We start from the raw sequence: 13,130 nt of genomic DNA on the forward strand, positions 1-13,130 counted from the left end.
CCACGAACGGGAGTGTGATTCGAATGAACAGGCGCGAGACGGTCATGGCCGCTCTGCTCGAGATCGTGAACGAGGTGGCGGGGCCGGTCGAGCACCTGGATCCCGACCAGCTCCTCGTCGACCAGCTCGGGCTGGAGTCGCTGCACCTCGCCCGGCTCGTCGCCGTGCTGGAACTGGAACTCGACGCCGACCCGTTCTCCGACGAGGTGCCCATCACGGGCGTGCGCACCGTCGGTGACCTGCTCGACGCGTACGACCCGGTCGTGCGGCCCAGGCTCGGCGCGGTCGAGTCGTCATGACCCTGCCGCACTCGGGCGGGGGCCCGATCGCCATCGTCGGCATGGCCGCGCGCTTCCCGGGAGCCGCGGACCTGGACGAGTTCCGGGACGCGGTGCTGACCGGTCGCGAGTCGATCCGCGGCCTCGGCGAGGAGGAGCTGCTCGACGGCGGGGTGGACCGCGAGTGGCTCGGAAACCCCGACTACGTCAGGGCTCTCGCGTCGATCGACGACGTCGACCTCTTCGACGCGGCCTTCTTCGACGTCTCCGGCCGCGAGGCCGCCGTGATGGACCCGCAGCACCGGATCTTCCTGGAGACGTGCTGGCACGCGCTCGAGCACGCGGGTCTGCGCCCGCCGGCGGGAGCGGGGGCGAACGTCGGCGTCTTCGCGGGCAGCGGCGGAGTGCTCACCAGCTACCTGCCGGACGTGCTGGGCAGCTCTGGTCGGCTGGAGGACCCGACGGCCTCGCTCGAGCAGCTCGGGTCCGACAAGGACTTCCTCGCCACGCGGGTGTCGTACAAGCTCAACCTGACCGGGCCCAGTCTGACGGTGCAGACGGCGTGCTCCACCTCGCTGGTCGCGGTGCACCTCGCCGTGCAGAGCCTGCTGCGCGGTGAGTGCGAGGCGGCGGTGGCGGGCGGTGTGAACATCCGGCTGCCGCACACCGCCGGGTACTGGTACCGCAGGGGCGGCATCCTGTCGGCGGACGGCCGTTGCCGCCCGTTCGACGTCAGCGCGCAGGGCACGATCTTCGGCAGCGGAGTCGGTGCCGTCGTGCTCAAGCCGCTCGCCGACGCGTTGCGTGACGGCGACACCGTCCACGCCACCATCCTCGGCACCGCGATCAACAACGACGGCGGCGGCAAGTCGAGCTACGGCGCCGCCAGCCAGCCCGGCCAGCTGGCCGCGATGCGCCGGGCGCTGGCCGTCGCCGGCGTCGACCCGGCCACGATCGGCTACGTCGAGGCGCACGGCACCGGCGTGCCGCTCGGTGATCCCACCGAGGTCGGCGCGCTGAAGAAGATCTTCGGCAGGGATGCTCCCACCGCCATCGGCTCGGTGAAGGCGCTGATCGGGCACATGGAGGCGGCGTCGGGCATCGCGGGCCTGATCAAGGCCGCGCTGGCGCTGCACTCCGGCCGGATCCCGCCGAGCCCGTACTTCACGGCGCCGCACCCCAGGCTGAAGCTCGACGAGACGGGCCTGTTCGTCAACGCGGAGTCGTTGCCCATGGCGGGATCCCCGCGCCGGGCGGCGGTCAACTCGCTGGGCATCGGCGGTACCAACGCGTTCGCGGTGCTCGAGCAGGCACCGGAACGCACGCGGGCGGACCGGCGCCCTGGCCACGACCTCGTGACGATCAGCGCGAAGAGCGCGGACGCGTTGCGGGAACTGGCGTCGAGGTGGGCGAGCCGCCTGCGCGAGCCGGGTGCCGGGCTGACGGACCTGGCCCGCACCAGCCACGCCGGCCGGCGGGCGTTGCGGCACCAGGTGAGCGTGCTCGCCGACAGCGAGCACGGGGCGGCCGAGCGCATCGAGTCGTGGCTGCGGGACGGAACCGGGCAGGCGGACGCGGGCGAAGCCGCGCGCACCACGCCCAGGGTCGGGTTCCTCTTCTCCGGGCAGAGCTCCGAGTACGCCGGCATGGGCGTCGAGCTGTACCGCGACCACCCGGCGTTCCGCGCGGCGGTCGACCGGCACGCGGAGACGTTCCACCGCCTCACCGGAACCTCTCCGCTCGACGTGTACGCGGACCAGGCGGCACAGGCGCGGGCCGACCTGCTCCAGCCGGCGGTCTTCCTCCTCCAGGTCGCGCTGGCGGAGTTCTGGGCATCGTGCGGCGTGGTGCCGGACGCGGTGGTGGGTCACAGCCTCGGTGAGTACGCGGCGGCCTGCGTGGCCGGTGTGTTCGGCGTCGAGGAAGGACTCGAACTGGTCTGCGCGCGCGGTCGTGCCTTCGCGGCCGTCGAGGGCAACGGCCGGATGGTCGCCGTCGGCTGCACCGACGTGGCCGAGCTGGAGCGACTCGTCGACGCCCGAGGCGGTGCCGCCGCAGTCGCCGCGTACAACGCGCCGGAACGGATCACGGTCTCCGGCACGGACGCCGCGATGACCGAACTGGAGATGGAGTTCGGTCGGCGCGGATGGGGGACGATCCCCCTGGAGACCACGCACGCCTTCCACTCGCCGCTGGTCGCGGACGCCGTGCCGGGTCTGGTCGCGGCGGCTGATCGGATCGATCACCGGCCGCCCACCGTGCCGATGGCGCTGAACCTGACCGGCACGTGGTCGCGCGGCGCCGAGCTCGGTCCGCGGTACTGGGGAGGTCAGCTCACCTCGCCGGTGAGGTTCGCGGCCGGCCTCGGCGAGCTGCTCGCCGGCGGCTGCACGGTGTTCGTCGAGGTGGGGCCCGGCCGGGCACTCACCACCGCCGGGCGCGCCCAGGCCGTCGGTGAAGTCGTCCTGCTGCCGGGGCTGGCACCCAGGAATCCGGATCTGGCCGGCGTGCTCGCGCACCTGGCCCGCCTGGAACGGGCCGGGGTGCCGGTCGACTGGGAGGCCTACTACGCGCCGTTGCACGCGAGCAAGGTGCCCGCCCCGCTGTACCCCTTTGCGCGGACCCGGCACTGGATCGCGGCGGGGCCGCCGCGCGCCGAGGTGCGACCGGTCCGCGATCTGCCCGAACTGACCCGGCTCGCCCTGCCGCAGGCCGTGCAGCGGCGGTACGAGACCACGGTGGCCGCGACGGCGCCGCGGGTGCTCGCCGACCACGAGATCGCCGGCCGTCTCGTCGTGCCAGGGGCGTACCACACCGCCTGCCTGGTGGAGGCCGTCGCCGCTGAGTCGGCCGCGGTCGTCGAGGACCTGGTCTTCCCGCGAGCGCTGGAAGTCGGCGAGTCGGACCGCGTCGTCCAGCTCGTGCTGACGCCGGCGGGGGACGGCAGGTTCGTCGCGCAGTCGCTCGGCCTGGCGGAGGGCGCCGACCCGCTCGCCGACGAGTCGTGGCAGGTGCATGCGGAAGGACGGATCCAGCAGGCCGACGTTCCCGCACGGCCGGCTGATCTGCCGGCCTACCGCGCGGGCACACCGGTTTCCCCCGTTGATCTTTATCCGCGGTTCGACAGTGCCGGCTTCCGGTTCGGGCCCGCGTTCCAGTGGATCGACCAGCTGCGCCTGGACGGCGAGGACAGCACCGGCGACCTCACGTTCGCGGCCGGCTCGCCGCGCGAGCGGACGATGGCGCTGCTCGACTCCTGCGTCCAGCTGGCCATCGCGGCGCGGATCGTCAGGCAGGCGCGGGAGGACGGCGTGCTGCTGCCGTTCCGGATCGAGCGGGCCGTGTTCCACGCGTCCCGGCACGCGGTGACGTCCGGTGTCGCGCTCATCCGGCATCGCGGAGCCGACGGCGCGCGGGCGGTGGCGGACGTGTCGCTGGTCGATCACGACGGCATCCCGCTGCTGGAGCTCTTCGGCCTGGAACTGCGGGCCGTGTCGTTCCGTTCGCCGGCAGCCGCGATCTACGCCGACGAGTGGGAACCGGTCGAGGCGACCGCCGGCACGCCCGTCGCGGGACCGTGGATCGTGCTCGGCGACCGCCAGGGGAACTGGCGGCACGCGGTGACTGCACTGGAGGCGCACGGCGGCAGGTGCGTGATCGCCGAGGTGGGCCCTGCCTTCGCCCGCCACGACGACGGCCGGTACGAGCTGGACCCCGCCGACGCCGGCCAGGTAACGCGGTTGCTGCGCGAGACCGGGCCCGCGAGCGTGCTGCACTGCCTCGGCCTGGACGCGCGGGACACGCGCACGGCGTGCGGCAGCGTGCCCGCACTCGTGCAGGCCGTCGAGAAGGTCGGCTGGGCACCGGATTCCGTGGTGCTGCTGACCCGCGGGGCGGTGGCGGTGCGCGAGCCGGCGGAGGTCGGTGATCCGCACGGGTCGATGCTGTGGGGCCTCGGCCGCAGTGCCGCGCTGGAAGTGCCGCAGCTCGGCGTGCGGCTGTTCGACGTGGATCCGCGGGACGTCTCCGGCGCGCTGCGTCTGCTGCCGGAGTCGCACGGTGCCGAGATCGCGATCCGGGACGGCCGGAGCTACCGGCCGGTGCTGCGCCGCGATTCGACGCTGACGGCACGTCCGCGCCGGTTCAGCGCGGACGGGTGCTATCTGATCACCGGTGGGACCGGTGCACTCGGTCTGCGCACCGCGGCGTGGCTGTTCCAGCGCGGCGTGCGCCACGTCGTGCTCGCCTCGCGCCGGGCCACCGAGGCACGGGACGAGGTTCGCGAACTGGAGCGGTCCGGGATGAAGGTCAGCTTGGCCGCCCTGGACGTGACGGACGGGGTCGCGGTCGAGCAGGTGGTCGAGCGCGCACAACGGGAGTGGGGAGGCCTCAAGGGCGTCGTCCACGCCGCCGGCGTGCTCGACGACGCGGTGCTGCCGCGGCTCGGCTGGGACCGCTTCGAGCCGGTGCTCGACCCGAAGGTGACCGGCGGCTGGCACCTGCACCGCGCCACCCTGGGGCTCGATCTGGAGAACTTCATCCTGTTCTCCTCGACGACCGCGCTGCTCGGCGCGCCGGGGCAGGCCCACTACGCGGCGGCCAACGCGTTCCTCGACGGGCTCGCCCACTACCGGCGAGGGCTGGGGCTGCAGGCGCTCAGCGTCGCCTGGGGACCGTGGGAGGCGGGCATGGTGGCCCGGCTGAGCGAGCGCCTGCGGGCCAGGGTGCTGGACGGCGGGTTCACGCCGCTGGCGTCCGATCCGGCCTTCGCCGCTCTCGACCGGCTCGTGGCTGGGCCCGGCGGTCAGTACGGCGTCTTCTCCGTGGACTGGTCCCGCTATCTGGCCAGGTTCCCCGGCGGGAGGGCCGTCGGCGCGGCCCAGGAGCCGGGTGCGCCGGAAGGAGCGGAGCCGGTCCGGCGGCTGCGGCGGGATTGGCTCGGCGCGACCTGGGAACACCGCCGCGAGCTGGTGCTCGACTACCTGCGCGGCATGCTGGCCACCCGCCTGGGCATGGCCGAGTCCGCCGTCGTGGAGGACCTCTCGTTGCAGGAGGCGGGGCTCGATTCGCTGCTGGCGGTCGAGGTGCGGGGCCAGATCTTCCGTGATCTGGACGTCGACCTGCCGCTCACCGGCCTGCTCGAGGGCAAGGCACTGCGCCTGCTCGTCGACGAGCTGTCCGACCGCATGGCCCTGGACGCACCGGCCTCACCGGCCGAGCCCGTCGTGGCGCCGGCCGCCGCTTTCTCGCCGGAGGAGGCGGAACGACTGCTGGCCGACCTCGACTCACTGACTGAGGACCAGATCCAGGCGTTGCTGCCCTGGCTGGCCGATCGGGACGGGATCTCATGACCGACTACGACATCCGCAAGAGGCTGGAGGCGGCGCTCCGATCGCGCGCGGTTCAGGCACGGACCGAGCACCCGCTCTCGTACGCCCAGCGCCCGTTGTTGTTGCTGCACCGGATGAACCCGGACAGCGCGTCCTACAACGTCGCGTTCACCGCGCGGTTCACCGGCGGGTTCGACTCCACGGCGCTGCACGCCGCGGTCCAGTCGCTCGTCGGACGGCACGCGGCCCTGCGCACCACGTTCGGCCGCGAGAGCCAGACGGTCCACGGGTGGCTCGAACCAGGCTTCGCGGAGCTGGACGCCGGTGCGTGGAGCGAGCAGCAGGTCGAGGACGCGGTGCGCTCGGCTTACCGCGAGCCGTTCGACCTCGCCACCGGGCCACTGGTGCGGGTGCGGACGTACGTGGTGGCGCCGGGCGAGGCCGTCGTCCTGCTGGCCCTGCACCACGTGGTGTGCGACTTCTGGTCGTTGAGCGTCATCGTGGGGGAGCTGGAACAGCTCTACCTCGCGGAAGTCGAACGACGCTTGGCGCAGTTGCCTGGACAGAACCTGCCGTACAGCGACTTCGTCACCTACCAGCGCGCGCTGATCGACGGCGAGAAGGGTGGCAGGGCGCGCTCCTACTGGCACACCCAGCTCTCCGGCCGGCTGGAGCCCGCGCGGTGGCCCCGGTTCGAGCTCGATCCCGCGGACACGACCGAGGGCGGGTCGATCGTGTTCGGCATGTCCGCCGAGCTCACCGACGGCGTGCTGGCGCTGGCCAAGGACGAGAGGGCCACGCCTTATTCCGTGCTGCTGACCGCTTTCCAGGTCCTCGTCAGCCGCTACACCGGGCAGCGGGACGTGCTGGTGGGCAGTCCGTTCGCCGGCCGGACCGACCCGTCGCTGGCCGGGTGCGTGGGGAACTTCGTCAACCCCGTCGTGCTACGGGCAGACCTGAGCGACGCGGTGTCCTTCCGCGAGCAGCTCGGCAGGACCCGCACGACGGTCGTGGCGGCGCTGGAGCACCAGGACTACCCGTTCGAGCTACTGGTCAGCGAGCTGGCGCCGCGCAGGGTGGACGACCGCAACCCGGTCTTCCAGGCGATGTTCAGCTATCAGAAACCCAGCAGGTACCCGGCGCTGGCGGGGCTGTACGTGGCCGACGAGGGTGCGGCCGGCGTCGGCTGGGCCGGGCTGACCGCCGTGCCGTACCGGCTGGACCAGCAGGACGACCAGCTGGAGCTCGTGCTGGAGGTCGTCCACGACGGCGACCGGCTCGTCGGGCTGCTCAAGTACCGGAAGTCCGTCTTCTCCGCGGCGGCGGCCCGTGGCGTGATCGGCAACTACCTGGCGCTGCTCGGGTCCGCGCTCGCGGACCCCGGCCGCGGCGTGGCGGACCTGCCGATGGCCGTCGAGGTCGAGCCCGGCGGCACCGCTCCGGTTCGCGAGGTCGTCAGCGCGGGTGGTGGCGCGGCCGCGGTCGCCCACGAACGGCGGGTGGTCGCTGCCTGGCGGCAGGTGCTCGGGCGCGAGGGCATCGGGCGCGACGACAACTTCTTCGACCTCGGCGGCAACTCCATGTTGCTGATGCGGGTGCACGAGCTGCTCGCCGCCGAGGCCGCGGACCTGACGGTGAACGAACTGTTCCGCTACCCGACCGTGGCGAGCCTGGCGAGGCGCCTCGGCCAGACCGCCGTCGCCGCCGCGGGTCCCAGCCGCGGCCGGGCGTCGAGCCGGCGGGCGCAGCTGGCCGACGGAACCGCCCGCAGCGCCCGGCTGCGCGCGCGGGAGCGCAACCGCACCGACGGGGGTGCGGATGTCTGACGAGATCCGGGCGAACGACGTGGCCGTGATCGGGATGTGCGGCCGCTTCCCCGGTGCGCCGGACGTGGCCCGGTTCTGGCGCAGGCTGCGTGCCGGTGACGACATGCTGACGGACTTCACCGAGGCCGAGCTCGCCGCGGCAGGGGCACCGGAACGGGTGCTGAAGGATCGCGCCTACGTCAGGCGCGCGCCGATCCTGCCGGACGCGTTCGACTTCGATCACGAGTTCTTCGGTTACACCCAGCGCGAGGCGAAGCTGCTGGACCCGCAGCAGCGGATCCTGCTCGAGGTCGCGTGGGAGCTGCTCGAGACCATCGGCTACTCGGGCGGAGCGGACGATCAGGCCATCGGCGTCTTCGCCGGCGCGTCGATGAACACGTACCTGACCAACGCGGTGGCCCGCGCCTGCGACCCGCTCGGCTACCACGGCACCGAGCTCATGATCGCCAACGACAAGGACTACCTGACCACCAGGATCTCCTACAAGCTCGGCCTCAGGGGCCCGAGCGTCAACGTGCAGACCGCGTGTTCGACATCGCTGGTCGCCGTGCACATGGCGGTGCAGAGCCTGCTCTCCGGCGAGTGCGACATAGCGCTGGCCGGTGGTGTCTCTGTGATCGTCAACAGCTACCCCGGCTACTTCTTCAGCGAGGGCATGATCCTCTCCCCGGACGGGAGGTGCCGCCCGTTCGACGCCGACGGCGCGGGCACGACCTTCGGTGACGGGGCAGGGCTCGTCGCGCTGAAACGCCTCGCGGAGGCGATCGAGGACGGCGACCAGGTCCTCGCGGTGGTGAAGGGCTCCGCGATCAACAACGACGGTTCCGACAAGATCGGGTACACCGCCCCCGGCATCAGCGGCCAGCGCGCGGTGATCAGCGAGGCGCAGGCCGTCGCCGACGTGGACAGCGACACCATCACCTACGTCGAGGCCCATGGCACCGCCACGACATTGGGCGATCCCGTCGAGTTCACCGCGCTGACCGAGGCCTTCGTGGACGGCGGCGCCCGCCAGGGTCAATGCGCCCTCGGCTCGGTCAAGGCGAACGTCGGCCACCTCGCCGCTGCGGCCGGTGTCACCGGCTTCATCAAGGCGGTGCTGGCGTTGCGGCACGGGGAGATCCCCGGTCACCCGTACTTCACCCGGCCCAACCCCCGGATCGACCTGGCCGGCAGCCCGTTCCACATCAACACCCTGCCGATGGCCTGGCCGTCCGGCGACACCCCGCGGCGAGCGGGCGTCAGTTCGTTCGGCATCGGCGGCACCAATGCGCACGTCGTGCTGGAGGAGGCTCCCGTGCTGCCCGACCGGCCGCCGTCGGGCGGCCCGCAGCTGCTCGCGGTGAGCGCCAGGAGTGAGACGGCGTTGCGGGAGCTGGCAGGGCGGCTGGCCGACGTGCTGGAGTCGGACGCGCCCGATCTCGCCGATGTGGCTTTCACGCTGCGGCAGGGGCGGCGCGGCTACGCCTACCGCACCGCCGTGGTCGTGGAAGACGCCGCCGCTGCTGTGGCGGGTTTGCGTGCGGGGGCTGGTGGCGCTGTGGCGAGGACTGCGCGACGCGACGCCGTTGTCGTAGGCGACGCAGCTGCCGTGGCCGGACCGCGAGCGGTGTGTGGCCCTGTGGTGGCCGAGAGCGTTCCGGCCGTCTCCTTCCTGTTCGGTGACGTCGCGGCAACGGAGTTCGAGGCGTTGGCCGCGACGTTCTCGGCCGTCGCCGACATCGCTGGGCGGTTCGCCGGTGACCCGCTGACGGATCAGGTGACCGCGGGCCAGGTGCTCGCGACGCTGTGGACCGAGTCCGGCGTGCGGCCGGTGGCGGTCGGAGGGGCGGGGGCCGGCGAAGTGCTCGCCGCGTGCTTCGCCGGTGCGTTCGACCTGTCCGATGCCGTGGCGCTGTTGTCGTGGCGGGCAGGGTTGCTCGACCACGCTCCCGAAGTGCGGCCGGTGGTGCCGGGAATTCCGGTGCTGTCGGCGGTGGTCGGTGGCGAGCTGCCGGAGTCGCGGCTCCTCGATCCGTTGCACTGGACCAGGGACGTGTGGGAGGGCGACCGGCTGGCGGAGGCGTTCGCCGGATCGACGGTGCTGCCCATCGGCGGCGACTCGGACCTGCCGCCCGTTGTCAGGTTGCTGACCGCCGCGGCCGAGTTGTGGACCGCGGGTGTGCCGGTGGACTGGTCGGACTGGTCCGGCGAGCGGCGTTGTCGTGTGCCGCTGCCCGCGCATCCACTCAACCGCGTGTTCCACCACATCGCGCCGCCGGCGGAGCCTGCGGTTGCCGCGCGGCCGGGCGGCGAGGAGCTGAAGGCGGCGCTGGCGTTGCTGTGGTCGGAGGTGCTGGGGACCGAGGTCGACCGCCACGACGTCGGCTTCGTCGACCTGGGCGGGGACGAGCTGCGCGCGGTCAGGCTCGCCAAGCGGGTCGAGGAGGGGCTCGGTGTGCGGGTGAGGGCGGTCGAACTCCTCAGAAATCCCACGATCGACCACCTGGCGGCACGGCTGGACGGGCTGACATGAACCACGAGGAGAACACCGTGGAGCCACTGCTCCGAGAGATCGTCACCGTCGTCGGCGACTACTTCGACGTCGAACCCGGCCGGCTGGGCGCGGCCGTCCCGTTCACCGAGCTCGGCGCGGACTCGATGGCGCTGCTCGGCATGCTGAGGCTGCTGGAAGACCGGTACAGCTGCAAGCTGTCGCTGCGGCAGCTCTTCGGTGACATCCAGACGCCGGCTGATCTGGCCGGTTACCTGCGCGCGCACGCTGCGGCCGACAAGCTGCCGGGAGCACAGCCCGTTCCAGTGGCCACCACCGTTGTCAGCCCTGCTCCCGCACCGGCGGCACGCCCCGCGGCGGCAGTTCCCTCGACGGCGGTGCAGGACCTGATCAAAGAGCAGCTCCTGGTCATGCAACGCCAGCTCGAACTGCTGGCAGGCGGCGAACCGGCAGCCCAACCCGCACCCACGCCCGAACTCTCCGTGCGGCCGGTCCAGGCCAGGTCGGTGGTTCCGCTCGCCCCCGGCGCACGGGCAGGCGCGGCCGGTCCCGCGGAGACGACGCAGCGCACCCGTTACCTGAAGGAGCTGTCCGACCGGCTCGGCGCGCGGACCAAGGGCTCGAAGGAGTTCGCCCAGCGGTACCGGCCGCTGATCGCCGACAGCCGCTCCACCGTCGGTTTCCGCCCCTCCACCAAGGAGATGCTGTACCCGATCGTCGCCGAGCAGGGCCGCGGCGCGCGGCTGTGGGACATCGACGGGAACGAATACGTCGACCTCACCCTCGGCTACGGTGTCCACCTGCTCGGGCACAATCCGCCGGTCATCACGGACGCCGTGCGCGAGCGGCTGGACGTCGGGTTCAGCCTCGGGCCGCGCACCCAGCTGGTCGAAGACGTCGCCGCCGGCATCATCGAGCTCACCGGCATGGAACGGGTCGCCTTCCTCAACAGCGGCACCGAAGCGGTCATGACGGCGGTTCGCCTCGCGAGGGCGGCGACCGGCCGCGACAAGATCGTGGTGTTCTCCACCGCGTACCACGGTCATTTCGACAGCGTGCTCGCCGTGCCGTCGCACGAGAACGGCGTCTTCCACAGCAAGCCGCTCGCGCCGGGCGTCTCGCCGCGAGCGGTGGAGAACGTCCACGTGCTCGAGTTCGGCACGGACGAGGCACTCGACTTCATCGACCGGCACGGCTCCGAGCTCGCCGCGGTCCTGACCGAACCGGTGACGCTGCGCACCCCCGGCGTGCAGAAGCCCGACTTCCTGCGCAGGCTGCGGGAGATCACCCGCAACCACGGCACGATGCTCCTCTTCGACGAAATGGTGACGGGCTTCCGCTGCCATCCGGCCGGCGTCCAGGGCCTGTACGGCATCGAGGCCGACCTGGCCACCTACGGCAAGATCGTCGGAGGCGGCATGCCGCTCGGCGTGATCGCCGGACGCGGCGGGGTCATGGACTCCATCGACGGCGGCGTGTGGAACTTCGGCGACGACTCCGGTCCGACGGTGGAATCCACCTTCTTCGGCGGCACGTTCAACCAGCACCCGCTGACCATGGCGGCGGCCAAGGCGGTGCTCGACCACCTCCGCGCGGAGGGGCCCGCGTTGCAGCGGGACCTCGACCACAAGACGGAGGTGTTCGTCGATCAGCTGAACGCCGACTTCCGCGAGCTGGACGTGCCGATCGAGGTGCGCAGGTTCTCCTCGATGTTCAAGTTCGAGCACGAGACGAACATGGACCCGTTCTACTTCAACCTGCTCGACCGCGGCGTGTTCGTCTGGGAGCTGCGCAACTTCTTCCTGTCCACGGCGCACGAGCAGGCCGACCTCGACCACATCCGCACCGCCGTGCGCGAGTCCGTTGTGGAGCTTCGGAACAACGGGATGCTCGGCGAGAGCCGCACGGGCCCCACCCGGACCGTGCCGCGCAGCACGCTGGCACAGCGGCAACTGCTGGCACTCGACAGCGGCGACGCGCTCGCTTTCGAGATGTCCATCGGGTTCTGGCTCGACGGCGTGCTCGACCACGACGCGCTGCGCGCCGCCGTGCGGGGCGTCGTCGCTCGCCACGAGACCCTGCGGACCACGTTCAGCGAGGACGGCGAAACGCTCGTCGTGCGTCCCGCGACGGAGATCGCGCTGACCGACGTGCTGATCGAGCACACCTGTGGGAGCGAGGACGACCTCGCGCGGTTCCTGGACACCTGGGCGGAGTCCCGGCTCGACGGACGGGTGTTTCGCGTCGCGGTTGTGCGGACCGAGCCGCAACGGCACCTGCTGCTGATCACGGTGCACCACGCGGCGGTGGACGGCTGGTCCTACAGCGTCGTGCTCGACGACCTCGTCGCGATCTACAACGCCGAGTGCCGTGGCACGAGGGCGGACCTGCCGCGGCCCGCGCAGTTCCGCGACTACGTGGCCTGGCACGAGCGGGTCACGGCGGGCCCCACGGCCGCCGCTCACCGCGACCACTGGCACTCCCTGCTGAAGGAGGCGCCGGCGTTGCGACTGCCTGCGACCCGGCAGCGGCCGGACTTCCCCTACCGGGCGGAGCGGCACAGCGTCCTGCTCGACCCCGAGTTCTGCTCGCGGATGCGTGACGCCGCCCGCGCGGAGGGCGTCACGGTGTTCGCCTACCTGGTCGCGGCCTGGGGTGCCTTGCTGCACCGGGTGACGGGGCAGGACGACGTCGTCGTACCGGTCGCGTCCGCCCGGCGCCCGCCGGAGCTGGACCAGGTGGTCGGGTACTGCTCGAACCTGTTGCCACTGCGAGTGCGGCGGCCGGCGGACGTCCTGGTCGCCGACTACGTGGCCGAGGTGCTGGAGCAGCTGGTGATCGGGCTCGAGAATCAGGACCACCCGTTCGCGAGTCTGGTCGCGGAGCTCGATCCGCACGGGGAGGGCCTGCGCGGCGAGCTGTTCACGACGTCGATGTCGTTCTACCGCCAGGTGGAGGTGCCTGCCGTGGACGGGCTCGTGGTGTCGGAGGCCGACCCGTTGCCGATCAGGCACATCGGCAATCCCCTGGCGCTCAACATCGTCGAGCGCGCGGACGGCTTCCGGTGCGACTTCGAGGTCGCGACCGACGTCGTCGACCGGGATCTCGTCGAGCGCATCCCGCGGCACTACCGGAACCTGCTCGGTGCCATGGTCGCCGACGGCGAACGGCCGCTGGCCGAACTGAACCACGAGTAGCTCGG

Annotated in this window: 5 protein-coding genes; all 5 read left to right on the forward strand. The window is 72.1% G+C overall.

Annotation, left to right across the window (positions count from 1 at the left end; genetic code table 11):
* Nucleotides 1–23 precede the first annotated feature (23 nt).
* The 5 genes from ACWGE0_RS37360 to ACWGE0_RS37380 are packed head-to-tail and all read left to right on the forward strand — an operon-like array spanning nt 24 to nt 13,125.
* Nucleotides 24–299: an acyl carrier protein gene (locus tag ACWGE0_RS37360; RefSeq protein ID WP_452265594.1), complete on the forward strand. Its 276-nt coding sequence runs from the start codon at nt 24–26 to the stop codon at nt 297–299.
* Nucleotides 296–5,629, forward strand: coding sequence for a type I polyketide synthase (locus ACWGE0_RS37365; protein ID WP_452265595.1), 5,334 nt, complete (start codon nt 296–298; stop codon nt 5,627–5,629). The genes ACWGE0_RS37360 and ACWGE0_RS37365 overlap by 4 nt, the downstream gene beginning before the upstream one ends.
* The gene (locus ACWGE0_RS37370) at nt 5,626–7,434 is read left to right on the forward strand and encodes a condensation domain-containing protein (protein WP_452265596.1); all 1,809 of its coding nucleotides are present in this window, start codon (nt 5,626–5,628) and stop codon (nt 7,432–7,434) included. The genes ACWGE0_RS37365 and ACWGE0_RS37370 overlap by 4 nt, the downstream gene beginning before the upstream one ends.
* Entirely contained in the window at nt 7,427–9,949 is a 2,523-nt protein-coding gene (locus tag ACWGE0_RS37375) for a type I polyketide synthase (protein WP_452265597.1), read from the forward strand. Before ACWGE0_RS37370 ends, ACWGE0_RS37375 begins: the two co-directional genes overlap by 8 nt.
* Before the next feature lie 17 nt (nt 9,950–9,966).
* Complete coding sequence (locus tag ACWGE0_RS37380; RefSeq protein ID WP_452265598.1) at nt 9,967–13,125, forward strand: aminotransferase class III-fold pyridoxal phosphate-dependent enzyme; 3,159 nt, start codon at nt 9,967–9,969, stop codon at nt 13,123–13,125.
* The last annotated feature ends 5 nt before the right edge of the window (nt 13,126–13,130 follow it).

The organism is Lentzea sp. NPDC054927 (assembly GCF_053610285.1).

What these genes read in the sequence shown, in the direction of transcription:
- ACWGE0_RS37360 (WP_452265594.1), top strand. Translation starts at nt 24, where the DNA reads ATGAACAGGCGCGAGACGGTCATGGCCGCTCTGCTCGAGATCGTGAAC.
- ACWGE0_RS37365 (WP_452265595.1), top strand. Translation starts at nt 296, where the DNA reads ATGACCCTGCCGCACTCGGGCGGGGGCCCGATCGCCATCGTCGGCATG.
- ACWGE0_RS37370 (WP_452265596.1), top strand. Translation starts at nt 5,626, where the DNA reads ATGACCGACTACGACATCCGCAAGAGGCTGGAGGCGGCGCTCCGATCG.
- ACWGE0_RS37375 (WP_452265597.1), top strand. Translation starts at nt 7,427, where the DNA reads ATGTCTGACGAGATCCGGGCGAACGACGTGGCCGTGATCGGGATGTGC.